Here is a 23,247-nt window from a genome sequence, read left to right as displayed (position 1 = left end):
ATCATGTCCTCCTCTTCTATTCCATAAGAGACCTCATTTTCTTTGTAAATCCAGCATCTGTCACAGCCAAAACCTTTCTTGATTTCCCGACTGCTATGCTTAATTCCAGTGTTGAAAACACGGTTACAATTTCTACTTGATAATAATGACTTTTATCTTGAATCTTCTTGGTCAGATTGGGGCCAGCATCATGGGCTAGAAAGACCAACTTGGCCTTGTCGTCTTGAATGGCCTTGACCACCAATTCTTCACCCGAAATGATTCGGCCTGCTCGCTGAGCGAGTCCCAAGAGATTGCTTATCTTTTGCTTATTCAAGTCCTAACTCTCTTCTTTTCACTTTGTGATCCACATAAGCGATCAACTCGTCATAAAAGCTTTCTTCCACTTCCATGCTAAAGCTGCGGTTAAAGACCTTCTTCTTTTTCGCCTCTAGGGCTTCTGCATTGTCTAGCTTGATGTAAGCGCCGCGACCATTAGCCTTGCCTGTCGGATCGATAAAGACTTGTCCTTCCTTATTCTTGACAATGCGGAGCAAATCACGCTTATCAATCACTTCATTGGATACAACAGACTTGCGCAAAGGGATTTTTCTCGTTTTCATCTTTCCCTCCTCTAGCAGCTTTTATTCTTCTACAGTATCGTTTTCTGCTTCCAAATCTACTGAAGCAGCTTCTTCCATGGCTTCAAATTCACTAGCAGACTTGATATCGATACGGTAACCAGTCAAGTGAGCTGCCAAACGAACGTTTTGCCCACGACGACCGATGGCAAGAGAAAGCTTGTTATCTGGTACAACCACCAAGGCACGTTTGCTGTCGTTTTCGTCAAAGATAACTTGGTCAACTTCAGCAGGAGCGATGGCATTGTAGATAAATTCAGCTGGATCTGCTACCCACTCGATAACGTCGATATTTTCTTCGATTGGTACCATGCGATCATTCTTAGCATCGTAGCGAGCTGGGTGGAATTTGCTCGTAATCTTCTTGATATTAGCACCACCACGTCCAACGATTGTACCGATAGCATCCACGTTTGGATTGTGGCTACGAACGGCAACCTTGGTACGGTCACCAGCTTCACGAGCCACACTCATGATTTCAACCGTTCCGTCATAAACTTCTGGAATCTCTTGCTCCATCAAGCGTTTAATCATTTCTGGGTGGCTACGGCTAACAAAGACATTCACACCACGAGGGTTATCTTCAACTTTGTAGACATAGACCTCGATACGATCATGGGAAGCAAAAACTTCTCCAGGAATTTGGTCTTGTTTTGACAATTGGGCTTCAATGCTGCCAAGGTTGACATAGATGAAACGGTTATCAAAGCGTTCTACCGTACCAGACATGATTTCTTGTTCATGCTCTTTGTAAGTATTGTAGGTGATGGCACGTGTTTGCTTGCGCATTTTTTCCATGATGGTTTGTTTGGCAGATTGGGCTGCTACACGACCAAACTCAGCAGGTGCTTCTTCAAACTTAATTTTGTCACCAAGCTCATAGGCTGAATTAATGGCAAGAGCATCTTTCAAGCTGATTTCCAAACGGCTATCAAATACTTCATCAACAACTTCACGGACAGTATAAACTGTAAAGTCACCTGTTTTTTCGTTGAAGTCAATAGCTACGCTGTCTGATTGACCATAGCGTCTGCGATAAGCGGAACGAAGCGACTCTACTACTGCGTCGATGATATCTTCTTTTTTGATTCCCTTGTCTTCTTCCAAAATTCGGAAGGCCTCTAGCATTTCTTTACTCATGTTTTCTTCACTTTTGAATCCTCAAAAGCTATCCTTTCTTTTTCTATAATTTAACTGCTAAACGTGCTTTTGATACTAAACTGTATGGAATTTGGACGGTTTTCTTACGTGTCTTGTCCATATATTCCATGGTCAACTCGTCCTCTTCAAAGGCTACCAAGGTTCCTTCAAAGACCTTTTGCTTATCGATGGCTTGGTAGAGCCCGACATGGATGTATTTCCCAACCGCTCCAGCAACTGCATCCTTGGTTTTCAAAGGACGTTCCAAACCTGGACTGGTGATTTCTAGGAAATATTGTTCTGGGAAGGGATCTGGCTTGATGGTATCTAGGACAGGACTGATAATTTCTGTCAAGTCTGCCGTGTCGTTCAAGGTAATTCCTTCAGGTTTATCTACAAAAATACTGAGAATCATGTCACTGCCAATCTTTCCATACTCGATATCCACGAGTTCGAACGGTGCTTGGATGACAGGTTCTACAACTTCTCTGACTAATTCTACGATTGTTGCGATTGCGTCCACCTCCTCATAAGCAAGAGGCGAAGATATTTCCCCGCCTCACTTTCTCATATTCTTACTCTTAGTATAGCACGTTTGCCAACTTATGTAAAGCAAAAGCACTTATACAGCCTGATTTCAGGCTATTTCTTAAAATTCTGCCTCAACTCGGTAGATAACTTGACCCTTGTTTGAGAATTTTTGCTCATATTCTGTCATGACATTGCCTTCAAAATCACTGGCATGTAAATCAAGCCAGACACCATTGAGCTTCATGCCATACTGAGAAAAGCTCACTAAACTGTACTCAAACAAGCCACGGTTATCCGTCTTGAAATGAATTTCTCCATTTTCAGGCAAGATACGCTTGAAGGTATCCAAGAAGGTCTTGTAAGTCAAACGACGCTTTTCATGGCGTTTTTTAGGCCAAGGATCTGAAAAATTCAGATACAAGCGATCAATCTCACCGTCTTCAAAGTAGTCAGTCAAGTCAGAACCATCTACCCACAAGAGCTTAATGTTAGGCACTCCAACTTCAAGCACCTTGTCCAAAGCGTAGCTCAAAACAGACTTTTGAATATCAATCCCAATATAGTTGATGTCCGGGTTTTGCTTGGCCATACCTGAAACAAAAGCACCCTTTCCACTTCCAACTTCCACATGAATGGGATTGTCGTTGCCAAACAGGTCCCGCCATTTCCCCTTGGCTTCTAAGGGATTGAGGACCACATACTGGGGATTTGCCTCTAGTAATTCTGTTGCCCCTTTACGATTTCTAACTCTCATCTTCTCTTTCCATACTTGTCTCGGAAGTGACGCAAGCCATGGATCTCCCGATTGACATTTTCTAAATCTTGGTTCATATAATACTTGGAAATCTGGCTCAAATAAGACAATTGACCGTACCAATACAATTTATTTAATACCGTTTGATTGTACTTGTAACCGTAGTAGGTCAACCATTCCTTCCACTGATGTTCTGGAATATAATGGCAGAGCATGTGAGCCACATCAAACATGCGGTCGGTCAAGCGAACCGAATCCCAATCTACCAAATAAATCAAGCCACTGTCTGTCTCAATCCAATTACTATGTCGTACATCTCCATGGACAATGGTCGCATAGTCCTCTCTAAATCCTGGAATAGTCTGACGTAAATCAGCCATCACTTCACTGATAAAATGATTTTTACGCAAAGCATCTGGAGCCGTTTCTTGCCAAGACTGTAGTAAGTCTACAGGTGTTTCCATGGCATATCCCAAACGACTCAACTGTGTCATCAACGGACGTGAGCGATGAAGACGGGTTAAAATATTGACGATTTGTTTACGATTCATATCATAGGGGGTCAATATCTTGCCTGTCAACCATTCTTGAGCACACATATCACGCCCATCTGCCAAACGGCGACTCCATAATAATTGTGGAGCAATTTGTTCTCTAGCTAGACCAGGTAGGATTGGAGAGGTGTTCATTTTTACAAAGATACGCTTCCCATCAGGATAGCTACCCATATAAGCCTTGCCACTTTTCCCAGGTATGGGAGTCAGTGTTAGCTCATTATCACCCAAATCCATTTCTTTCCTCCGTATAAAGTTTCCTTACTATTCTACTAGTTTTTAGCCTATTCGTCAACCGCTCCACACCCGATTCTCAAAGAAAAGCCTCTGGATTGGCTTAGGTATCATTATAGAAAGAAAAGGCAAGCACTATCTTCTGCTTACCTTTCATGATTTTTATAAATAATATAAGAGTGGCCAAGCATTGTAAAACATGTGAACTAGAGTAGAAACCCATAGGTTTTGGCTCTTTTTATAAGCAAAGCCCAGTAACAAGCCCCCAAGTAGATAAAAAATAAATGAAGGGACATTAGAAGGTCCATGCATGAAAGAAAAGAGAGAGGAAGTTAGCACAAGCCCTAACCAAGAATTGTCAAAAACGGCACCTTGAAGAAGGCCTCTGAAAATGAGTTCCTCCTGGATGGGTCCAAAAACTGAGGAAGTCAAAATCAAAGACAGAGAAATTCCTCTGCTGACTTCCGACAAGTGTTGAACTCCTGCGCCAGAAGAAACAGCAAAGAAATGAATATAAACCAGTGTCTCAAGTACACTTAGAAGAAAGATTACAACGAAAAGCAAAAGTTCTTTCTTGCTTAACATCCCAAAAGAAATCATTTCAAACTTTCTAGCATAAGCAACACTCAGCGAGGTTACTAGAAAACTTACAATAATCAATGCAAGCTCATTTTGAAAAAAATCCCCGTGGTTAATCGTATAAGGAACTGTAATGACGATTAGTAATACTAAAAATCCAAAACAAAAGGCATGAAATTTATCAAAGAACTCCATAAAATTATCCTCCTCACCAAACAGACTTCCTACAAGTCATCCTTTAGCTCTAGTCTTTCCAAAACAAACCATTTGAGTAACCAAAATCCGACCACATAGCCACCCCCTAAGAAGATAGCCATTAAAGATAGCACAGGATTTAGGAAATAAAAGACCACCACAGATACAAAGGTTAGCACAAAAACATTAAATGCAATGGTGTCAGAAGCCAAGACTAGAATATAAGGTGTCAACCAGTCTAAGGTTTTTGAATCTAGGAAAAATAAGTGTTTATACATGATGACCTCCTCTATGGCTGAAAAGCAAGCCTTTTATTTTTTACCCCAAGACCCTATGTAGAAAAGTGAGCAAAAATGGTAAGTTTGCGATAATATTATTAACAATATGAATCGCGTAAGAAGGATAGATACTCTTCGTATAACGTGTCAGACAGGCAAATAGAAAACCTACTGTCGTATAAACAAAAATATCTGCGAGACTTGGCAAGCTAGAAAAGTGAGGCAAGGAAAATAGGAGTGAAGGAAAGAGAAGATCCAGCCCCCATCTCGAATGCTTAAAGAAGGCATGTTGAAGCAGTCCCCTACATACCAATTCTTCCATCAGAGGTCCTAGTACTATTAAAGTTAAGTAAACACCAAACTCCGCAAAATTGGTCTCACTATAGGCAATAAACAAATTCCAACCTTCATTGGTCCCCTGAACGTGTTTAGCTGTCAGATAGTTAAAGCATATCAGCACAACAGCTGCTAACACCGTCAGGACAGAATAGCTCAACCACTTTTTCCTAGGAATACGAAAGAGATAAGCATAGCCCGACCTGACTAAAATCCAAATCATCAAGCAGATAAAGAGAACACTGATGATATTTCGAATCCAGATAAGATTTCCTACCCAAGACGAGAACTCCCAATAATTGCTCCAAAATTGGGTTGTCCAAAACAATCCAAAAAACAAAAATAAATAAGAAAAAATGGCACTCGTTTTGAAAAGAATAGAGTGTTTTTTCATTGCTTTCTCCATTACAATTAAATGATATCTAATCATTTTCTAAAATTTGATAACTTTTGTGAAATGTTTTAGCAGAAACAACTTTATGATTGGTGATATCTATATAATCACCTGGATAACCAAGAACATACATCCCATAACCAGCGAATCCTCCTCCAACTGTTCCAACTAGACCAAACTTAATATTAGTTGCAATAGAAGTGTTAAGACCTGCCATTAGAATGCGCACATGATTATCCAACCAAACTATATAATTTTTTTGAAAAGCTTCCTCTACCCAACTTGGTTTAGGAGTTGCTTGACCAATTTCCCAAACATCAACAATTTGATTCCCATATTTTGCCTTCATAGCTTCAATCCTTTTTAAATACCATTACATGAGTTTGGAGTTCCCCCTATACCATAAGGACCACATGGTTTTGAAAAATGTATAATAGGCCACTTACCATTTAATTGATCCAAAGTTGGAGAAGGTGCTAGCCCACCCAATAAACCAGCAATCATATCTCCCCAACCTCCAAAACCACCTTCAACTTTCGCAAGCATATCAGTATCCATCATTTCAAATTGTGACATCGTTTTTGTATTCATAACGAATACTACTTTTTTGTTTTGTTGCAACTTTGACAATTTCAGTATAGCACTATTTGTTAAAGTTTTTCATACAAATCTTGAATTATCATCGAAACATCTTAATTTACTCAAAGAGTACAATCTTCCCAATCAACTAATAAGAAGTGAATAATATTAAATTCCATTATTCACTTCTTAAAATCGATAATTATTTTTAATCTACTATTTTTAGCTAAATACCCTATGTAAAAAAGTCAGCAAAAATGGTAATGTTGCGAAAATATTATTGATCACATGCACCGCATAGGAAGGATAAATGCTCTTGGTATAGCGGGTCAAACCGGCAAAGATGATTCCAAATGTTGCAAAGACCAAGATATCTAACAAACTAGGCAGGCTTGAAAAATGAGGAAGAGCAAATAAAATTGACGGAAGAAGCAAATCAAGGCCAAATCTCGAATGCTTAAAAAAGGCGTGTTGCAGTAATCCTCTATAGATTAGCTCTTCCATAAGTGGAGTCAGAAAGAACAAAGTTATATAGATACCTAGCTCAGCAAAGTTGGTTCCACTATAACCGATCAATACAGCCCAACCTTCAGCAGTTGACTGAACATGTTTAGCTGTCTGAACGTTAAAAGAGATCTGGAGCACTACCACTAATACTGTCAAAATCGAATACCAAAGCCATTTTTTTCTTGGAATGTGAAAGAGATAACCATGACCTGTCTTAACCAGAATCCAAATCATGACTCCGCTAAATAGCAAACTCAAGAGATTTTGAATCCAGACGAAATTGCCAATCTGGGAAGAAAATTGCCAATAATTTTGAACAATAAGCGTCAGCCGAGAAAGACCAAATACGAAAAATAAGTAAGAGAAGACTGCACTTATTTTGAAAACAAGCTGATACTTTTTCATAGAAATCCTCCCTACTATGACCTCACCTTGTCAGGCTCTACTGCTGTAAGATTAAGAAGACAGCTTGTTCTTTTTAAGGCTAACCTGACTACTAGATAATAGATACATTAAGGCATTAAAGACAATGAAAATATGTCCATAGAATAAAATCAACCTCACATCCAAACCAAGATAAAGTTTGACCATCAAAAAGATGAGCAAAAGAATTTGAAACCATAAGGTTTTTCCAAAAATAAATTTAAAGCGGTTTCGAATGTCTACTTCCTTGATTTTTACCGCCACCCCTTTATTAGCAAGAAGGAAAACGCCGGCTTCAAATAATCCACTGTAGAGAACAATCCACCCAATCGATACATTAGAGATTTGTAAAAATGTCCCTAAAAGAATATCCAACATACTACTCAAGAAAATAACAAGAAATAATCTGTATTTCATATTAAATACCTCTATTCATTTATTTCACTAACAATTTAATAGAGCCTTCTACTCAAATATCCTGTCAGAAAAGGATAGAAAGCTACTTTTTATAATACTTCAAACCCCAAATGAGCAAAAGCATGATAAGCAAGCAGAGAATAGCGCCAATATAAGCGATTAGTTGTTGGTAGGACTCTCCTGCTGTAATCCCTCTATACAAACAGATAATAGACATAAAGCCTGTCAAGCCTATGAACATGAGTTGATTGGTTCTAGGACTAACCAAATCATCATCTTCAAACTCTCTTATCCTCATCTCCCTAGTGAGGTAAACAGTAACCAAAGTCGAAGCCAAGTTAATAACCACTAAAAGAAATTGGAAAACCAAGGAAAAATTTAAAAACTGACGAGATAGAAATAGATAAGTAGAGACAAGTAAGGGCAACTGACCTAGGAACAATCTTGCAAGAAAGATGTTCCGTTTTTTAGCAATAAAAGTTTTCATTTCTTTTCTCCTTTCATATATTATTAGACGAAGAACTACACAAACTCACCGGTTCAAAACCTAAGTAGCCAGAAAAAAGAGACAGGTGACAGTAGCATTCATCAAACCATGTACAACTACACAGGAATATAGATTTCTCCGCTTTATATAGAAAATTCCTAATACAATTCCTGACACTAGATGTTGAGAGAGCATTTCTCCGTCATGAGCAAATCCAAAAAGAACAGCCGAAAAGATAATAGCAACTATGGGAGAATATTTTTCTAAACTTCCTAAAATGATTCCTCTAAAGAGTATCTCCTCCAAAAGAGGTTGAGTGAAAGTAGTTGACAACCAGAATAGAACTATGTACAAGAAACCACTTGTTTCCAAATGTTGAAAAAAGTTTAAAGAACTTGTATTATCATGGACTTTTCCAAGAACGGTCGTGAAAAATATAAAACCAACTACTAAAACCAGATTAGCCAGATAAGCAAGAACAATCCATTTCAATTCTACCCATTTGATTGGCAAGCAATCTAAAGTAGTCTCATCACCCCAGCTCTTAATAAGATATACAAGAATGGTTAAGCATATAAAGAAAGATAGAAAGAAGACACCAACACTGAACACATCTCCTATCACTCCGTCATAAAATTGTCTCACAACAGTTAATGGTACAACTTGAATAGCAAAAGTAAATAAAAAACAAGTAATTATTTTTTTAAAGATAGAAATCGTTTTTTTCATAGTTTGTTCTTTTTTCAACTCCTTAACAAGATATTTTTTCTAATTTACTACTTCCACGAACGAAGCCACCGCTTCCTTAACTTGTGATTTATCATACTTCCTGCTTTAACCTTTACACTGTTAGTATAGCACTCGTTTTGACCTTGGATCACTCAAATCATAAATGATCATCAAAACCTCTTGAATTGTTAAAAAATTTAAAAAGCAAGCATGAAAAACATACTTGCCCTGGGGGAAACTTGACAATGTGAAAATACAAAATAGAAAACTACTCACCCTCACTTCCGTATGTTCTCATATATTCTCATGATCGCAACAAGGATAGCAGCTGTCCCACTTGCCAAAGCGATAAGGGTAATGATAATGTTGAGGATTTCAGGCGTACTCCCTATTCTATTGATAAGACGGAGTAGGGATATAACTGTCAACTGAATCAGGAGTATTGATTCTACTCTTACCAATGAAGTCAGTTGATTTTCAACCGCATATAAAAATGCTGGTAGTAAAACACAGGCTATAGCAATCACAAACAGGTTGCTCCCTGTTTCTTCTCCCTTGTTCACCACGGAAATCATGAGAAGATTCGAAGCTATGATCAACGTAGAACAGATGATAAAAAAGGATTTCTTATTCATTTAATATACCTCACATACTATGGTAAAAATCAAACTGGACAAAGACAAACTTTAACAGCTAACTTCTGCTAATTTTTTCACAAATTTTCTAATGACCAACCGGCAACAAGTGAACTGTTAAAACCTGACGAAAGACTTGATTTTGACAGGTGGTATTGAGACTGGTATTGGGATGACTTTCCACAATTTTCATAACGGTATAGAGACCAACTCCTCTCTCCTCCCCTTTAGAACTGGCTCCAAAGGAGAAGATTTCAGAAATATCTATCTCCTCTTCTTTGATAGAATTTTCGATGATAAAGGTCTCCTGTGCTCCATTTTTGAAAAAGGCGATTGAAACGTGAGGTTGACTAGCCTCTGCACTGGCTTCAATAGCATTGTCACAAAGGATAGACACAATGGTTAGAAAATCAAGTAGGCTCATCCCCTCTACCTGAATCTCCTCAGGAACTTCGACATTAAAGACAATGTCCTTATCTCTGGCTTTTAGAAATTTTCCCGCGAGGAGACTTTTGAGGGCTTTATCACGAATATTCACCAATCGTCCAAGGTCATATTTATTGTCCTGCAATTTTTCACTAGAATCCTTTAAGACGGAGTCGTAGACCTCTTTTATCTGCTCCATATCCTCCTCTTCAATGCCCAAACGTAAGCTGGTTAAGAGGTTGGTATAGTCATGGCGAAAACTCCGTACTTCCTTGTAAAGTTCCTCTATATGCCGACTATAGCGTTCCATATCTCTGTAACGCAAGGCCTGTTCTTGGTCCAGTCTCTCATGGAGTTTGTCCTTCAAATAGGTATCCAGCTTCTTGATTATCCCCATAAAAAAGAGCAAGTAAAACACTAGGATCAGATGGCGAACAGTCGTTGATTGAATACCTTGTTCATATTCAAAGAAAGACAGACTTTGCATCACTAGATAGTAAGCCCCCATTATCCAGTTAATCTTAGTCAGGGACTTTTGAAAACCTGTATCAAGAATCTCCCTTCTCAAGCTAGTGAAATCATAGTCCAACCATTTCAAAAAGGCTAGAGAAATGAAGAAATTGAAAATTATTATACACAACCAAATCAAAGAGTAATCATCATGTACTTGCCCTTGTCCCAAAAATGGAAGCACAAAATAAGAAAGACCTCTATAAAAGAGATTCACCAATATCATTGGAAAGAGACCATAAAAGAAAAGGAGTTTTTTAGGAAACCCTCTTAACAATAAGAAAGACAAGCCTATGCCGTACAAGGGGTTCGTGAAATAAGATAGGTAAGTATTTCCTACTATATAGCTAATCATTACAAAAACAACGGCCAACAGTATCCTAAAAAGAAAGGCCTTAAAAATCCTCTCAAAAGTGAGACCAATTCCATCTACCTTAAAGAAAATGACAATTTCTAGCCCATTAGTAATAAGTGTATATAATAATATCCAAGCAATATTCATAAATTCTCCTAGCTCAGTGTAAGTTATTAATAGCCTCAGACACTTCCCTGACCTTATAACGCGCGATCAAACAACTTCCACCATTGGGAAAGAAAAGCAGTTTTTCTTTCTTATCCAAACGAACCACATTGGCAGGATTGATGAGAAAAGAGCGATGGCACTGCAAGAGACGAGGCTCCTGCTTGAAAACCTCCTCTAAACTCGCTGTAAATTCCAGCCTGTCTGTCTTGGTATAGAGAATAACACGATGGGCTCTGGGCGATGTTTCGAGATAGTAAACCTCTTTAAAAGGATACTGGAATTGGGCAAATTTTGATTTAAAATAAAAGCAATCTTCCGCCAGACTTTTACTATCTTGACTATTGGCATAGAGAAGGGCTGTTTCGATCCGAGACTCAAACTCCTCTGCCGAAAGGGCCTTATCAATGTAGTCCAAAGCAGACACTTGGTAGCGAAAGGACAGGGGCATAAACTCCGAGTGAGTCGTCACAAAGACGATTAAGGCATAAGGATCCCTATCCCGAATCTTTCTAGCCACTTCCAGACCATTCATCTCTTCATTTCGAATCTCAATGTCCAAAAAGAATAGCTGATGTGCTCCCTTCTCATGCACCTCTGCCAGCAGTTGGTCTGGCTTGCCAAAGACCTCAAAAGAGCTAGGAGTGATATGATGTTTTTTCAAGAGTTTCTCAATCGTCGTTTCAATTCTAGTCTGTTGGGAAAAATCATCTTCTAAAACAAATATTCTCATCTTTTTACTCCCCTTGTTTCAATTTCTTCCTAAAAAGAGAATAGCAAAAATACTCTGACACAAGCCCACCAAATCTTAAACAGGCCTTCAAAGCTCCTGAAAGGTATCTTGTTCCTCAAATAAGCATGATAATCTTACCACTATTTTATCATAAAATCTTAACAGTACCATTCAGGAAATTTCAAGGACAATTAAAGATTTTATGGTGAACAAGGAGATAAAAGTGATAAACTGACAGTATCAAAATACAATTGCTAGAATCAAGACTAGCACCCAGATTAAAGGAGGAATTCTCATGACAGATGCAGACCCTATCAAAAGAGCTCAGACTTTGATTACTGACTTAAACAAAGCCTATCAAGCATGCAAACAGGCAACAGCTGACGACGTCCGCTTTCAGGAACAACTAAACTCTATTCTTGGCTTTCTAGCCAAGGCTGAGACAGTGGATAATCGAGTCTTGATTGAACTGGAAAAATTTTACCAGACTTCCAGTCTTCTCATGGGACTCAGCGCTCTTGATCCCGATGCTCCTACTCGCGCCGCTTGGCGAGCCTATGACCGCTTCCACTTTGACCAAGTCAAGACCAAGTTGAGTCTCTACGGACCAACCATTATTCTGTAGAAAATAAAAGAAGTTGAGCTAGATTGAACTCAACTTCTTTTTTAATATCATATAAGCAAGTTTTAGTCCTGCATCTGACGTTTTACCTGATAAGGTAAATACAAGACTAGTAAAACCAAACCAGCTCCCAGTAAGGCTAGAAGGGCTAGTTTTTCTTGGAAGGTAATCAATCCAACAACTAATTCCACTACTAAGACCAAAATGGTCAATCCTCGGACTACAGCCTGTAAACCTTTTTCCTTTTGCCCCTTGTCCAGTGGAAAGAGTTGGGTCAAATACTGGTAGTCAAAGGCGTGATAGAGGGCCAGCAACTGAAAGAGCAAGAGGTAGTTAAAGAGAACCACCACTGCTGTCGCAATCCAAGCTTGCTCGATAAAAACTTGCGCCAGTATGGAAAGCAAGAGCAGACGGAGACTGAGGGCAAAGAAATCTCCATTTCGCAAATAAGAACGGAGATAGAGATTTTGCCAAATCTTTCCAGGAACCTTCTGAACAGCCTTTAGGATAAAGTCCAGATAGGCACGACGCTTGACGCTGTTTGAAATTCCCTTGACCTGCGTAAAGAGGGCAAAGAAACGAAGTAAGACTTGCTTGCGCTTGCTTTCTTGGGAAATGACATAGTCCCAGTCCAGTCTAGTTTCCGTAAAAAACTTGCTGGCCTTTTGACGAAAAAGCAGATATTTCCCTACACCCAATAGGAGCACATAGACCAAAAAAACTGGTATGCCATAACCCATTGCCAAAAATAGGGGAGCAAATAAAAGCAAGAAAAGGGTCTGGACAAAGAGCCAAAAGACTAGGGAAATGCCAGTTTGACGCTTGAGATGGAACTTGACTTCCTCTTCTCCAACTAAGAGAAAGAGCTTGTCTGGAGCCTCCATATAGGTGGCAATTCCTCCCCAAAGCAAAAGTAAAACAGACGTAATTCCTACAAACAAAAGGATAGGCCAATGATTTTCAGGAAAATCTTGCAAGAGTTGACTGTACTGGTAGGCTAGAAAACCCAGCAGGACAAGCAGGAACAATACAAAGTGGTCATTGAGAACATAGCGCAGATAACCGACACACTCCTTACGAAAAGCCTGCTTTCTCTTTAAAAACAAGTCTTTCATAGCTCCTCCTCTTTGGTCAGAGCCAAGTAAATATCATTCAAACTAGCCTCAGGCATGTCAAAGGCTTCGCGCAGTTGAGTTAGATTCCCCTTGGCACGCACCTCTCCCTTGTGGAGAATAACAAAGGCATCACACATCTTCTCCGCCGAATCCAGCACGTGAGTACTCATGAGAATGGACTTGCCCTGTTGCTTTTCCACTTCCAAAAGCTGAATCAAGTCAGAAATAGCCAGCGGATCGAGACCAAGGAAAGGCTCATCCACGATGAAGAGACTCGGATCTACCACAAAAGCACAGATAATCATGACCTTCTGCTTCATCCCTTTTGAAAAATGAACTGGGAACCAGTCCAATTTCTGGTCCAGACGGAACATTTTTAACAAGGGTTCTACTCGTTCAAAAGTCACTTTCTGCTCGATACCATAAGCCATAGCAACCGTTTCGATATGCTCTCTGAGAGTCAATTCCTCATACAGACTAGGTGTCTCAGGAATGTAGCCAATTTGCTTGCGGTAGCTCGTTGCATCTTCCTGCAGGGTCAGGCCATTGATATTGATGGAACCACTATAAGGTGTCAAGAGACCAATAATCTCATTGATGGTCGTTGATTTCCCAGCACCATTGAGACCAATCAAACCGACCAGCTGCCCACTTTCAACAGTAAAAGACACGTCTTTCAAGACAGGGACATGAACATAGCCACCTGTCAGGTTTTTAATTTCTAACATATTTTCTCCAAATCTGGTATAATGTAGCTATATTATATCAAAATTCAATACAGTAGAGGTAGATTTTATGTCAGATTGCATTTTTTGTAAAATCATTGCAGGGGAAATTCCTGCTTCAAAAGTATATGAAGATGAGCAGGTTCTTGCCTTTCTTGATATCTCTCAAGTGACACCAGGACATACCTTGGTCGTGCCAAAAGAACACTATCGCAATCTTTTAGAAATGGACGCTACTAGCGCCAGCCAACTCTTTGCCCAAGTACCAAAAGTGGCTCAAAAAGTCATGAAAGCTACCAAGGCCGCTGGTATGAATATCATTGCCAACTGTGAAGAAATCGCAGGGCAAACCGTCTTTCATACCCACGTTCACCTCGTGCCTCGCTACAGTGCCGACGATGACCTCAAGATTGATTTTATCGCCCACGAACCAGACTTTGACAAACTTGCTCAAGTTGCTGAAACTATCAAAAACGCCTAAGGAGTTGCCATGAAATTATCCAACCTACTGCTATTTGCAGGAGCTGCAGCCGGAAGTTATCTGGTCACAAAAAATCGCCAAAACATCACAGATGAAGTCTTGAATACCACTGACCGCATTCAAGCTATCAAGGACGATGTGGATATTATCCAAAACAGCCTACAAATCATCGACCAACAAAAAGAACTCATCAAGGAATACCAAGAAGACCTGACTTACAAATTTAAAGTCTTGGAAAAAGATATCCAGACTAGACTAGCTGTTATCAAAGAAACACAGGAAACTGAAGATAAGTAAAAAGAGCCCGACGGCTCTTTTTAAAATATAAACAAGCTATATTACATCAACAATACATCACAATTTAAACAACTCATTCACCATTTCGTAACTAAATCGAATACTTTCCCAGACTTTCCGCCGTAATGAAAACATCTGAAATAGTTTGGTTTCAGATGTTCGGAAACTTTGAGACCTAGGCTAAAAGTTTAGGTATGGAACTTCGAAGAAGATCGCTACCGTCCGTCATTACTTAAGGAAAGTTTTAAAAAATCTATAAATAAAAAGAGCCCGATGGCTCTTTTTGCTTTATTCTCCTTCAAAGGCATCTTTAATATGGTCAAAGAATCCCTTTTTCTTTGGATTGACCTTCAAGTCACCAGCAGCTGCGAATTCTTTCAAGGCTGCTTTTTGGCGGTCGTTCAAGCCTGTCGGTGTTACGACATTAACAGTGACGTATTGGTCACCAACTGCACCGCCACGAAGACTCGGAGCTCCTTTGCCACGTAGGCGGAATTTCTTACCAGTCTGAGTTCCCTCTGGGATAACCAATTCAACATCACCATGAACAGTTGGGATATCAACTGTGTCACCAAGAGCCGCTTGGACAAAGTTGAGGTTCAGATTGTAGAAGATAGTCGTTCCTTCACGTTCAAACTTGTCGCTGGCTTCCACAGAAACCACCACGTACAAGTCACCGTATGGTCCACCGTTAAATCCTGCTTCACCCTGACCAGCTAAGCGAATTTGTTGACCTGTTTCCACACCCGCAGGGATTTTCACATGTACGCTATGGGCTTGTTTTTCATGCCCTGTTCCGTGACATGTTGTACATGGATCTTTAATTTCTTTTCCACGACCATGACAGACATCACAGGTTACTTGACGACGCATCATACCAAGAGGAGTTTGTGTATCAACGTTAATGACACCAGCTCCATGACAGCGTCCACAAGTGACTGGACTTGTTCCTGGCTTAGCACCAGAGCCATTACATGTACGACAGCTTGCTTCACGGTTGTATTTAACTTCTTTTTCAGCTCCAAAAATAGCTTCTTCAAAAGTCAAATTCACACGGTATTGGAGGTCATCCCCCTGACGAGGAGCGTTTGGATTACGCGAAGCACCTCCTCCGCCGAAGAAACTTGAGAAGATGTCCTCAAAACCACCGAAGCCACCTGCTCCGTTGAAACCGCCGAAACCACCAGCACCACCAAAGCCACCGTTAGCTCCTGCAGCACCATATTGGTCATAGGCAGCCCGTTTTTGGGCGTCACTCAAAGTCTCATAGGCTTCTTGAACTTCCTTGTACTTTTCCTCAGCACCAGGCTCCTTGTTGATATCTGGGTGATATTTTTTCGAAAGCTTACGATAAGCCTTTTTGATTTCGTCTGCCGAAGCGTTTTTTGACACCCCCAGACGATCATAAAATTCAGTATTGTTCATACAAGATACCAAGACCGTAAAATTCGACTGAAAAATAGGAAATCTGACGCTGGAGCGATGCTCCTAGGCAGATTTATCTTTTTTCCGAGAATTTAGGTCGGGTTCAATTCCTTTCTTTTATATTTAGTAAGAAATTCTGAAACCCGTGTTCAATTCCCTGAACACCCTTGTTCCTTTCTATAATTTTCATGTAAATCTTTAGAGACTGTTTTCTATACTCTGCTTCACTTGATTAAACTCTTCATCTGATAGAGTAAATATCAAATCCTCTTCAGCATACTCGTTCTGTTCTTTAAAATAGTTGTCCGTATTCTCTGCCAACCCTAAACCGAAAATCACTTTTCTTGCAAACTCTTGATGTGCAAAACCGATAGCCGTAATGATTTGTTTATCTTGGACAAGAACTTTCGGTTGGAAATTCTCACGTGGAAGAAATTCAAAATAGTCAAAGAAGTTTTGCCAAATTCCACCTGTAAATTTCGTGTCGTTCAACAAGCCTGATTTCGCCAATAAAAGGGGCGCTGAAGAAATGGCTGCAATTAGGATATCTTGCTCATCGAGACCTTTCAAAAACGAAATCAATTTCTCATCCTGTAGAGCAGGCCCTATATTTACCATTCCTGGCAAAATCACACAAGAATAATCTTCTATACGGATTTGATTCAATGTTTTCGTCGGTTGACAGGGCAAACCATCCTCAGAGATCACCATCGAATTCTCAGAAGCTACATAATCAATCGTGATGTCAAAAGACAGAGATAAAGTACTCGTTAAAGTGGTTATCTCATAAAGAGAGAAATTAGGATAAATGATACAAAGTACTTTTTTCATACGCAACATCCTCTATTTTATCGAAAAACAGAGGCTGGGTTGCAACCTCTGTGGTTAGATTATTCCTTTGAAATAAAAATTATTGTATTATCTCTAGTAGTAATCTTCAAAGACCTTTTAGCCAAATCAAATTCAAATTTATTATAGTGTGGGTCTTGTGTTTTATATAGATCTAACTCCTGACGTATATGATCTGAAAAGTCAATCATAACATCTTTAAACACAGAAGTGTAGTCATATTTACTCTTACCAACAGCTACTTCTGTAAATTCTTTATAAATGACATTTCCATTTCTTTCCACAGTTACCATCATTTCTGTTGGATTACAATGTAAATTAAATAATTCTTCAAAAAACTTTATCTTTTCATGATAATCTGCAATGTCAGAAAGATTATTTTTATCAACACTCATAACACTAGCCCCTTACTTCTCAGTAAACTCTCCGTCTACGACGTCATCGCCTGCGTTTCCTGTTGCTTGTGCTCCTTCTGCTCCTGCTTGAGTTTGTTGGGCTGCTGCGGCTTGTTCGTAGAGTTTAACAGCAAGGCCTTGAGCTTTTTCGTTCAATGCTTCAAGTTTTGCTTTCATGTCGTCCAAGTTGTTGTCTTCTTGAGTTTTCTTAAGATCATCAAGGGCAGCTTGTGCAGCATCACGTTCTGCATCGAAGCCTTTGCCTTCAGTTTCTTTGATTGTCTTTTCAGTCGCAAAAATGGCTTGGTCTACTTCGTTACGAAGGTCAACTTCTTCTTTACGTTTCTTATCTGCTTCAGCGTTAGCTTCTGCATCTTTCATCATGCGGTCGATTTCTTCGTCTGTCAAACCTGAGTTAGATTGGATAACGATTGTTTGTTCTTTTTGAGTTCCAAGATCTTTGGCTTTAACAGATACGATACCGTTCTTATCGATGTCAAATGTTACTTCGATTTGAGGAATTCCACGAGGTGCAGCTGGGATATCAGTCAATTGGAAACGTCCAAGAGTCTTGTTATCTGCTGCCATTGGGCGTTCACCTTGAAGAACGTGGATATCAACGGCTGGTTGGTTGTCTGCTGCTGTTGAGAAGACTTGTGATTTAGAGGTTGGAATTGTTGTGTTGCGGTCGATGAGTTTTGTGAAGACTCCACCCATTGTTTCAATACCAAGTGACAATGGAGTTACGTCAAGAAGGACAACATCTTTGACATCACCAGTGATGACACCACCTTGGATCGCAGCACCCATAGCAACTACTTCGTCAGGGTTTACTGATTTGTTTGGTTCTTTACCAGTTTCAGCTTTAACTGCTTCTACAACAGCTGGGATACGAGTTGAACCACCAACAAGGATAACTTCATCGATTTCTGACAAGCTTAAACCAGCATCTGAAAGGGCTTGGCGAACTGGAACTTTTGTACGTTCAACAAGGTCACGAGTCAAATCGTCAAATTTAGCACGAGTCAAAGTCATTTCCAAGTGAAGAGGTCCAGCCTCACCTGCAGTGATAAACGGCAAGCTGATTTGTGTTGAAGTTACACCAGAAAGGTCTTTCTTCGCTTTTTCAGCTGCATCTTTCAAACGTTGCATTGCCATCTTGTCAGTAGACAAGTCAATACCGTTTTCTTTCTTGAATTCTGCTACCAAGTGGTCGATGATTTTTTGGTCAAAGTCGTCACCACCCAGTTTGTTGTCCCCTGCAGTTGACAATACGTCGAAGACACCGTCACCCAATTCAAGGATAGAGACGTCGAATGTACCACCACCAAGGTCGAATACCAAGATTTTTTCTTCTTTATCAGTCTTGTCCAAACCGTAAGCAAGGGCTGCTGCAGTTGGTTCGTTGACAATACGTTCTACTTCAAGACCAGCGATTTTACCAGCGTCTTTTGTTGCTTGACGTTGAGCATCGTTGAAGTAAGCTGGAACTGTGATAACAGCTTTGGTTACTTTCTCACCAAGGTAGTCTTCAGCGTAGCCTTTCAAGTATTGAAGAATCATAGCTGAGATTTCTTGTGGAGTGTATTCTTTTCCGTTTGCAGAAACTTTTTCAGAAGTACCCATCTTAGACTTGATAGAGATAACTGTATCTGGGTTTGTGACTGCTTGACGTTTCGCAGCATCACCAACGATGATTTCGCCGTTTTTGAATGATACTACAGATGGAGTTGTGCGGTTACCTTCTGGGTTTGCGATGATTTTGCTTTCAGTTCCTTCAAGAACTGCTACTGCTGAGTTTGTTGTACCTAAGTCAATACCGATAATTTTAGACATGTGTTTTTCTCCTTGTTAGTTAATTTTCTATTTTTCTTTTTGATACTCTTCTTAGGTGGCGGCGCCGTCAGAGCTTAACCTCGTCAATCTCTTTGACTAAACTTTGAGCCTATGGTCTCAAAGTTTGCGCAAGTAGCGCCACGGCGAAGAGTATCGTCTTTGGTTCGCTTCGCTCACTATTGCAAAGCTGAACTACTTTTTTATCTTTCTTCATAGTTTAGTGTCGTTTCGGACAAGTTTTCTATTATGTAAATTGCGACACGAGGAGTCGAAATCGATTTTATTTCGACGACGAGTTAGTAAGGAGGCTAGGCAAACGCCATAGCGATTGCCGTTTTCTGACGAGTTGCTTTAGCTACCGTCAGAATTGCCTAATCGAACACGCCCTAAGCTCTGGGTAAAAAAGATAGATTTTCTTGTGTTCATCGAACACTTCGTCAATCTCCTATTTTTACTGTGAACTTTCTACGGGCTTTGTATCTTAGTTGTACACTACTACCATTGCTGGGCGTAGGATGCGGTCATGGAGTTTGTAGCCTTTTTGGAAGACTTGGGCGATGGTATCTGCTGGGTGTTCATCGTCTGCTGGGAGGGTTTGGATGGCCATATGGTAGTTATGGTCAAATTCTCCGTCAGCTGCGATTTCTTCGATTCCTTCTTCTTTCAAAGCGTGAATCAAGCTTTCTTGCACCATTTCCAAGCCCTTCTTCACATCATCTGTCAAACCTTCAACTGCAAGTGCACGCTCAAGGTTGTCGAGCGATGGTAAGATTGCTTTTGCCAAGTCTTGGCTACGATAACGTTGCAAGTTTTGACGCTCTTCATTGGCACGGCGTTGGATATTTTGCATTTCTGCATGAGCACGAAGGTATTTGTTCTCGAACTCATCTGCACGTTCATTTGCCAAGTCCAACTCAGACTTCTCAGGAGTTGCTTCTTCTACCGTTTCCACAACTTCCTCTTCTTGAACTTCTTCTACTTCTTCATTTTTTATATCTTGGGCCATTTTCGCCTCCTTTAATGATTTCAATCTTAATGTACTTCGTAATGATTACTGCTGAGGTAGCGGTAAAAATCTGTCAACTTCATGGTCAAAACACGGTTGACCACATTGACTTGGTTGATTAGCTGTTGGTAATCCAGATTAACAGGACCAATAATCGCTAGAATTCCAACTCCCCGATAAGGAATGAGGAACTTGCTACTAATCACCGCTAGGTCTGCTAGACAGGACTCTTGACTGTCCGCAACACGGACATTTTGCATCTGATCCTCATGCAACCCCTCACGAATCTCCAGAGCCACCTTTTGCGGTTGGTCAAAGAACTGATAAGCTGCCAGATTGGCAAAATTCAAGAGATTGACCTTGCCTGCCACCACGATATTTTCGTTGAACATTTCCTTAAAGATGTGTTCAAAGAGATCAATCACATTGTCCGTTGTTGTAAAGTAACGCTGGATAATCTGCGGAATCTCCGTCCGAATCTTGTAGTGGATATCTAGAACGGTGTGACCGAGGAAACGTTCCTGAATGATATTCTTCAGTTTCAGCAAATCCTCCTGCAAGAAGTTCCTTGGAATCAGAAATTGACTGGTAACCGTTCGAGACTCGTCTAGGGTAAATACTGCCAAGGCTGTATGTTGCCCCAAAACAACGATATCAAAGGCTGTCAAACGTTGCCTGCTCGGCTCAACATCCAGTGCCACTACCGTACAGCCACTCAAGTCTGTCAGTAGATTAGCTGCCTCTTGCAAAATATCCTCCAGTTTGAAGAATTCCTGATCAAAGGCTTTGACAATCTCGTAAACCTCATTTTCAGCCAGTCGATCAAAATCCAGTGAGTGTTTTACATAGTACTGAAAACCAGCAACACTTGGCATCCGACCACTTGAAGTATGAGTCTTTTCAAGCAAACCTTGCTTTTCTAGAGCCGCCATGTCATTACGAATGGTTGCACTGCTAGAGTTAATAGACTCTTGCAAGGCTTTGGATCCGACAGGTTCGTGCGTTTTGGTAAAGATGTCAATAATGAGATTTAGAATATCCTGCTGACGCTCTGTAACCACCTCATCACCCCTCTCTGTCTGATCGATTAGCACTCGATACACTTAAGTGCTAACTTATGATTCTATTATACACCCTTAAAAGAGAATGTCAAGACAAAAACTCAAAAAATTAGCACTCTTTTACCAAGAGTGCTAAAAATCAGTCTGAAGACCTAGAACCTTACTGTTCATCTACTTGATATTTCCTTTTAAGTCTTAAAAAACCATAGATTAGATAGGAAATCAAGAGAGCATATAAAAGAAAAATAACGAAGAAAGACATAGAAAGTTCTTCTTTAAATAAACTCATACAAACAACAAAACCACCTAAGAAAGTAGCTGTACAGGAACGAAGTCTAGATCGCATAACTTCCCATCTGAGCCCCTTACTCATATAAACTTGATCCTCTGGAAGTAAATTAGAAGACGATTTACGAAGAATCGAACAAGAACCTGCTTCTATCAATTCCCAACCTCTATTTCTAAAATCTTGCAGTTCATACTTATGCTTTTTAAGAAATCTAGAATCATAGATACGGTAGATGACATCGTTCGGTTGACATTGGTCAAAATAGAAAAAACCAAAACGACTAGTTCTATACCTCCAACCTTTCAAATGCATCTCATGTAAATATTCTTCTTCCTTGTCCAAATCAAGAATAGTGAAAATTCGAAATTGCTTTTTATTTATCATGACTTCCCCTCCAATTTTGAGCATACCTATCCCATCATAAATCTGATAATTCCTTCTTTTTATGCCATAACTTCCAGCCAATAGAAGAAACTATTAAGAAAAGGATCAAAGATAAGAAAATATCTAGCCCGACTGCAAGTAAACTCCATAGACCATACGCATTACTTCTATTGAGCAATTTAAGTAAGAATGATATATGTATGGCTAGCAAAAGTAAAACAGGTACTAATCGCAGTCTTAAAATGCGATTAACCATAGCTAACTTCCCAGCAGCGTCATTATAAATTTCAAACTCGGCATTCGATTCAATTTCAGAATGTGCTTTTCTAAAATAGGAAAAACTATTAAAGTCTGTAATATGCTCCCAGCCACAGTCTTTAAACAGTTGTAAATAGGAGGCTCTCTCTGATTTTTCCATTGGGTAAAAATCCAACTGATAAGACACTTGCTCAGAGTGACACTTTTCAAAGGTATACTTAACTGCAAACAATAAGATAGAATAGCTTACTTTTCTAAGTTTCCAGCCCTTAGCATGCATTTCTCTAAAGTACAGAGCCTCCCTCTCATAATCCGCAATTGTAAAAATTCGATAAACAATTTTCTTTTCCATCATCCTTCCTCCCGACTGTTTCTATAGAGCCGTTCAATACGCTTCAATTCAATATCTAAGACTTTGCGTCCCAAGTCTGTAATCTGATAGATTTTACGTTTTCCCTCTTCGCGAACAAAGGAAATCAAACCATCCTTTTCCATTTTTGACAAGGTTCCATACATAGTCCCAGGACTAATTGAAACTTGCGAATCTGTCATCTCCTTGACCTTTTGCGTAATACTATAACCATGACCTTCCTTTTGCAGACAGAACAAGATATAAAAACCCGTTTCCGTCATCGGAAGATAAACTCGACGAATCTTATCCGTTAATTCCATTTATAGCCACCTCCTATCCAGTTCGATATATCGCACTTCGTTATATAAAATATATCACACCTCGATATAAAATGCAAGAAATAATCGGCATTCTCTCTAAACATCGATCGACTATTTTGCCTTCATATTCAACTCCATGCATTGGATAATCCAAACTATCTTATACTATTCAACCTACTTCAGCTTCACCTCGCCGTATATATGTTACTGACTTCGTCAGTCTTATCTACATCCTCAAAACAGTGTTTTGA

At 39.8% G+C, this 23,247-nt stretch carries 32 protein-coding genes; 3 read left to right on the top strand and 29 right to left on the bottom strand.

Going from position 1 to position 23,247, the window contains the following annotated elements:
* Positions 1-16 precede the first annotated feature (16 nt).
* From HT718_RS07760 to HT718_RS07680, 18 genes are all read right to left on the bottom strand, one after another.
* The gene (locus HT718_RS07760; RefSeq protein WP_084354586.1) at positions 17-316 is read right to left on the bottom strand and encodes a YlxQ-related RNA-binding protein; all 300 of its coding nucleotides are present in this window, start codon (positions 314-316) and stop codon (positions 17-19) included.
* Positions 309-602: a YlxR family protein gene (locus tag HT718_RS07755; RefSeq protein ID WP_000857562.1), complete on the bottom strand. Its 294-nt coding sequence runs from the start codon at positions 600-602 to the stop codon at positions 309-311. Before HT718_RS07755 ends, HT718_RS07760 begins: the two co-directional genes overlap by 8 nt.
* A 21-nt stretch (positions 603-623) precedes the next feature.
* Positions 624-1,760 carry a transcription termination factor NusA gene (gene nusA / locus HT718_RS07750; RefSeq protein WP_033676254.1) on the bottom strand — a complete coding sequence of 379 codons (1,137 nt, stop codon included), beginning with the start codon at positions 1,758-1,760 and terminating at the stop codon, positions 624-626.
* A gap of 43 nt (positions 1,761-1,803) precedes the next feature.
* Positions 1,804-2,310, bottom strand: coding sequence for a ribosome maturation factor RimP (gene rimP / locus HT718_RS07745; protein WP_345890263.1), 507 nt, complete (start codon positions 2,308-2,310; stop codon positions 1,804-1,806).
* 99 nt (positions 2,311-2,409) lie between these two features.
* Positions 2,410-3,045, bottom strand: a complete 636-nt coding sequence (gene trmB / locus HT718_RS07740) for a tRNA (guanosine(46)-N7)-methyltransferase TrmB (protein WP_001266094.1) — start codon at positions 3,043-3,045, stop codon at positions 2,410-2,412.
* Positions 3,042-3,836 carry a phosphotransferase family protein gene (locus HT718_RS07735; protein WP_000363005.1) on the bottom strand — a complete coding sequence of 265 codons (795 nt, stop codon included), beginning with the start codon at positions 3,834-3,836 and terminating at the stop codon, positions 3,042-3,044. Before HT718_RS07735 ends, trmB begins: the two co-directional genes overlap by 4 nt.
* A gap of 159 nt (positions 3,837-3,995) precedes the next feature.
* Complete coding sequence (locus tag HT718_RS07730; RefSeq protein ID WP_173268096.1) at positions 3,996-4,607, bottom strand: type II CAAX endopeptidase family protein; 612 nt, start codon at positions 4,605-4,607, stop codon at positions 3,996-3,998.
* 29 nt (positions 4,608-4,636) lie between these two features.
* Positions 4,637-4,885 carry an immunity protein BlpZ gene (gene blpZ / locus HT718_RS07725; protein WP_173268095.1) on the bottom strand — a complete coding sequence of 83 codons (249 nt, stop codon included), beginning with the start codon at positions 4,883-4,885 and terminating at the stop codon, positions 4,637-4,639.
* A gap of 40 nt (positions 4,886-4,925) precedes the next feature.
* A complete protein-coding gene (locus HT718_RS07720) occupies positions 4,926-5,615 on the bottom strand; it encodes a CPBP family intramembrane glutamic endopeptidase (protein WP_173268094.1) in 690 nt (229 codons plus the stop codon).
* 28 nt (positions 5,616-5,643) lie between these two features.
* The gene (locus tag HT718_RS07715) at positions 5,644-5,964 is read right to left on the bottom strand and encodes a role in replication (RefSeq protein WP_173268093.1); all 321 of its coding nucleotides are present in this window, start codon (positions 5,962-5,964) and stop codon (positions 5,644-5,646) included.
* A 14-nt stretch (positions 5,965-5,978) separates the two neighbouring features.
* On the bottom strand, positions 5,979-6,206 hold the full coding sequence (locus HT718_RS07710; RefSeq protein ID WP_173268092.1) for a Blp family class II bacteriocin: 228 nt from the start codon (positions 6,204-6,206) through the stop codon (positions 5,979-5,981).
* 210 nt (positions 6,207-6,416) lie between these two features.
* Positions 6,417-7,106 (bottom strand): CPBP family intramembrane glutamic endopeptidase, encoded by a 690-nt coding sequence (locus tag HT718_RS07705; protein ID WP_173268091.1) that lies wholly within the window; start codon positions 7,104-7,106, stop codon positions 6,417-6,419.
* A 51-nt stretch (positions 7,107-7,157) separates the two neighbouring features.
* Positions 7,158-7,541 (bottom strand): immunity protein, encoded by a 384-nt coding sequence (locus HT718_RS07700; RefSeq protein WP_173268090.1) that lies wholly within the window; start codon positions 7,539-7,541, stop codon positions 7,158-7,160.
* An 82-nt stretch (positions 7,542-7,623) separates the two neighbouring features.
* On the bottom strand, positions 7,624-8,028 hold the full coding sequence (locus HT718_RS07695) for an immunity protein (protein WP_173268089.1): 405 nt from the start codon (positions 8,026-8,028) through the stop codon (positions 7,624-7,626).
* A 60-nt stretch (positions 8,029-8,088) separates the two neighbouring features.
* Positions 8,089-8,757: a type II CAAX endopeptidase family protein gene (locus HT718_RS07690; RefSeq protein ID WP_173268088.1), complete on the bottom strand. Its 669-nt coding sequence runs from the start codon at positions 8,755-8,757 to the stop codon at positions 8,089-8,091.
* Between the two features lie 278 nt (positions 8,758-9,035).
* Positions 9,036-9,392, bottom strand: a complete 357-nt coding sequence (locus HT718_RS09785) for a hypothetical protein (protein ID WP_042900362.1) — start codon at positions 9,390-9,392, stop codon at positions 9,036-9,038.
* 88 nt (positions 9,393-9,480) lie between these two features.
* The gene (locus tag HT718_RS07685; protein ID WP_173268087.1) at positions 9,481-10,830 is read right to left on the bottom strand and encodes a sensor histidine kinase; all 1,350 of its coding nucleotides are present in this window, start codon (positions 10,828-10,830) and stop codon (positions 9,481-9,483) included.
* A gap of 13 nt (positions 10,831-10,843) precedes the next feature.
* Positions 10,844-11,581 carry a response regulator transcription factor gene (locus tag HT718_RS07680; protein WP_173268086.1) on the bottom strand — a complete coding sequence of 246 codons (738 nt, stop codon included), beginning with the start codon at positions 11,579-11,581 and terminating at the stop codon, positions 10,844-10,846.
* 295 nt (positions 11,582-11,876) lie between these two features.
* Here HT718_RS07680 and HT718_RS07675 point away from each other — a divergent pair, with 295 nt between their 5' ends.
* Complete coding sequence (locus HT718_RS07675) at positions 11,877-12,206, top strand: helicase BlpT (RefSeq protein ID WP_084861873.1); 330 nt, start codon at positions 11,877-11,879, stop codon at positions 12,204-12,206.
* Positions 12,207-12,268: 62 nt separating this feature from the next.
* Here the strand turns inward: HT718_RS07675 and HT718_RS07670 are convergent, their stop codons facing one another.
* Together HT718_RS07670 and HT718_RS07665 are read right to left on the bottom strand one after the other, a co-directional pair.
* A complete protein-coding gene (locus HT718_RS07670) occupies positions 12,269-13,318 on the bottom strand; it encodes an ABC transporter permease (protein WP_173268085.1) in 1,050 nt (349 codons plus the stop codon).
* On the bottom strand, positions 13,315-14,046 hold the full coding sequence (locus HT718_RS07665) for an ABC transporter ATP-binding protein (protein ID WP_173268084.1): 732 nt from the start codon (positions 14,044-14,046) through the stop codon (positions 13,315-13,317). The genes HT718_RS07670 and HT718_RS07665 overlap by 4 nt, the downstream gene beginning before the upstream one ends.
* A gap of 67 nt (positions 14,047-14,113) precedes the next feature.
* On the opposite strand from HT718_RS07665, the gene HT718_RS07660 reads away from it, so the two are divergent.
* Positions 14,114-14,524: an HIT family protein gene (locus tag HT718_RS07660; protein ID WP_001278317.1), complete on the top strand. Its 411-nt coding sequence runs from the start codon at positions 14,114-14,116 to the stop codon at positions 14,522-14,524.
* Positions 14,525-14,533: 9 nt separating this feature from the next.
* Entirely contained in the window at positions 14,534-14,821 is a 288-nt protein-coding gene (locus tag HT718_RS07655) for a hypothetical protein (RefSeq protein WP_173268083.1), read from the top strand.
* A 288-nt stretch (positions 14,822-15,109) separates the two neighbouring features.
* Here the strand turns inward: HT718_RS07655 and dnaJ are convergent, their stop codons facing one another.
* The 9 genes from dnaJ to HT718_RS07610 all read right to left on the bottom strand — a co-directional run bounded on the left by dnaJ (position 15,110) and on the right by HT718_RS07610 (position 22,996).
* Complete coding sequence (gene dnaJ / locus HT718_RS07650) at positions 15,110-16,246, bottom strand: molecular chaperone DnaJ (RefSeq protein ID WP_173268082.1); 1,137 nt, start codon at positions 16,244-16,246, stop codon at positions 15,110-15,112.
* Between the two features lie 198 nt (positions 16,247-16,444).
* Entirely contained in the window at positions 16,445-17,077 is a 633-nt protein-coding gene (locus HT718_RS07645; RefSeq protein WP_173268081.1) for a DJ-1/PfpI family protein, read from the bottom strand.
* Positions 17,078-17,136: 59 nt separating this feature from the next.
* Positions 17,137-17,490, bottom strand: coding sequence for a hypothetical protein (locus HT718_RS07640; RefSeq protein WP_173268080.1), 354 nt, complete (start codon positions 17,488-17,490; stop codon positions 17,137-17,139).
* 12 nt (positions 17,491-17,502) lie between these two features.
* Positions 17,503-19,326, bottom strand: a complete 1,824-nt coding sequence (gene dnaK / locus HT718_RS07635) for a molecular chaperone DnaK (RefSeq protein WP_173268079.1) — start codon at positions 19,324-19,326, stop codon at positions 17,503-17,505.
* A gap of 481 nt (positions 19,327-19,807) precedes the next feature.
* Complete coding sequence (grpE, locus tag HT718_RS07630) at positions 19,808-20,332, bottom strand: nucleotide exchange factor GrpE (protein ID WP_049538869.1); 525 nt, start codon at positions 20,330-20,332, stop codon at positions 19,808-19,810.
* Between the two features lie 26 nt (positions 20,333-20,358).
* Entirely contained in the window at positions 20,359-21,393 is a 1,035-nt protein-coding gene (hrcA, locus tag HT718_RS07625; RefSeq protein WP_173268116.1) for a heat-inducible transcriptional repressor HrcA, read from the bottom strand.
* A gap of 160 nt (positions 21,394-21,553) precedes the next feature.
* Entirely contained in the window at positions 21,554-22,066 is a 513-nt protein-coding gene (locus HT718_RS07620) for a DUF2812 domain-containing protein (protein ID WP_173268078.1), read from the bottom strand.
* Between the two features lie 34 nt (positions 22,067-22,100).
* A complete protein-coding gene (locus tag HT718_RS07615) occupies positions 22,101-22,676 on the bottom strand; it encodes a DUF2812 domain-containing protein (protein ID WP_173268077.1) in 576 nt (191 codons plus the stop codon).
* Positions 22,676-22,996 (bottom strand): PadR family transcriptional regulator, encoded by a 321-nt coding sequence (locus HT718_RS07610; RefSeq protein WP_173268076.1) that lies wholly within the window; start codon positions 22,994-22,996, stop codon positions 22,676-22,678. Before HT718_RS07610 ends, HT718_RS07615 begins: the two co-directional genes overlap by 1 nt.
* Positions 22,997-23,247 lie beyond the last annotated feature (251 nt).

The organism is Streptococcus sp. 714 (genome assembly GCF_013277115.1).
Lineage (GTDB): Bacteria > Bacillota > Bacilli > Lactobacillales > Streptococcaceae > Streptococcus.
The sequence above is the reverse complement of the archived record's forward strand: the minus strand, read 5'-3'. Positions and strand labels throughout refer to the sequence as shown.

Coding starts and splice junctions, on each gene's coding strand:
- HT718_RS07755 (WP_000857562.1), bottom strand. CDS start 602: ATGAAAACGAGAAAAATCCCTTTGCGCAAGTCTGTTGTATCCAATGAA.
- nusA (WP_033676254.1), bottom strand. CDS start 1,760: ATGAGTAAAGAAATGCTAGAGGCCTTCCGAATTTTGGAAGAAGACAAG.
- trmB (WP_001266094.1), bottom strand. CDS start 3,045: ATGAGAGTTAGAAATCGTAAAGGGGCAACAGAATTACTAGAGGCAAAT.
- HT718_RS07735 (WP_000363005.1), bottom strand. CDS start 3,836: ATGGATTTGGGTGATAATGAGCTAACACTGACTCCCATACCTGGGAAA.
- HT718_RS07730 (WP_173268096.1), bottom strand. CDS start 4,607: ATGGAGTTCTTTGATAAATTTCATGCCTTTTGTTTTGGATTTTTAGTA.
- blpZ (WP_173268095.1), bottom strand. CDS start 4,885: ATGTATAAACACTTATTTTTCCTAGATTCAAAAACCTTAGACTGGTTG.
- HT718_RS07720 (WP_173268094.1), bottom strand. CDS start 5,615: ATGAAAAAACACTCTATTCTTTTCAAAACGAGTGCCATTTTTTCTTAT.
- HT718_RS07715 (WP_173268093.1), bottom strand. CDS start 5,964: ATGAAGGCAAAATATGGGAATCAAATTGTTGATGTTTGGGAAATTGGT.
- HT718_RS07710 (WP_173268092.1), bottom strand. CDS start 6,206: ATGAATACAAAAACGATGTCACAATTTGAAATGATGGATACTGATATG.
- HT718_RS07705 (WP_173268091.1), bottom strand. CDS start 7,106: ATGAAAAAGTATCAGCTTGTTTTCAAAATAAGTGCAGTCTTCTCTTAC.
- HT718_RS07700 (WP_173268090.1), bottom strand. CDS start 7,541: ATGAAATACAGATTATTTCTTGTTATTTTCTTGAGTAGTATGTTGGAT.
- HT718_RS07695 (WP_173268089.1), bottom strand. CDS start 8,028: ATGAAAACTTTTATTGCTAAAAAACGGAACATCTTTCTTGCAAGATTG.
- HT718_RS07690 (WP_173268088.1), bottom strand. CDS start 8,757: ATGAAAAAAACGATTTCTATCTTTAAAAAAATAATTACTTGTTTTTTA.
- HT718_RS09785 (WP_042900362.1), bottom strand. CDS start 9,392: ATGAATAAGAAATCCTTTTTTATCATCTGTTCTACGTTGATCATAGCT.
- HT718_RS07685 (WP_173268087.1), bottom strand. CDS start 10,830: ATGAATATTGCTTGGATATTATTATATACACTTATTACTAATGGGCTA.
- HT718_RS07680 (WP_173268086.1), bottom strand. CDS start 11,581: ATGAGAATATTTGTTTTAGAAGATGATTTTTCCCAACAGACTAGAATT.
- HT718_RS07675 (WP_084861873.1), top strand. CDS start 11,877: ATGACAGATGCAGACCCTATCAAAAGAGCTCAGACTTTGATTACTGAC.
- HT718_RS07670 (WP_173268085.1), bottom strand. CDS start 13,318: ATGAAAGACTTGTTTTTAAAGAGAAAGCAGGCTTTTCGTAAGGAGTGT.
- HT718_RS07665 (WP_173268084.1), bottom strand. CDS start 14,046: ATGTTAGAAATTAAAAACCTGACAGGTGGCTATGTTCATGTCCCTGTC.
- HT718_RS07660 (WP_001278317.1), top strand. CDS start 14,114: ATGTCAGATTGCATTTTTTGTAAAATCATTGCAGGGGAAATTCCTGCT.
- HT718_RS07655 (WP_173268083.1), top strand. CDS start 14,534: ATGAAATTATCCAACCTACTGCTATTTGCAGGAGCTGCAGCCGGAAGT.
- dnaJ (WP_173268082.1), bottom strand. CDS start 16,246: ATGAACAATACTGAATTTTATGATCGTCTGGGGGTGTCAAAAAACGCT.
- HT718_RS07645 (WP_173268081.1), bottom strand. CDS start 17,077: ATGAAAAAAGTACTTTGTATCATTTATCCTAATTTCTCTCTTTATGAG.
- HT718_RS07640 (WP_173268080.1), bottom strand. CDS start 17,490: ATGAGTGTTGATAAAAATAATCTTTCTGACATTGCAGATTATCATGAA.
- dnaK (WP_173268079.1), bottom strand. CDS start 19,326: ATGTCTAAAATTATCGGTATTGACTTAGGTACAACAAACTCAGCAGTA.
- grpE (WP_049538869.1), bottom strand. CDS start 20,332: ATGGCCCAAGATATAAAAAATGAAGAAGTAGAAGAAGTTCAAGAAGAG.
- HT718_RS07620 (WP_173268078.1), bottom strand. CDS start 22,066: ATGATAAATAAAAAGCAATTTCGAATTTTCACTATTCTTGATTTGGAC.
- HT718_RS07615 (WP_173268077.1), bottom strand. CDS start 22,676: ATGGAAAAGAAAATTGTTTATCGAATTTTTACAATTGCGGATTATGAG.
- HT718_RS07610 (WP_173268076.1), bottom strand. CDS start 22,996: ATGGAATTAACGGATAAGATTCGTCGAGTTTATCTTCCGATGACGGAA.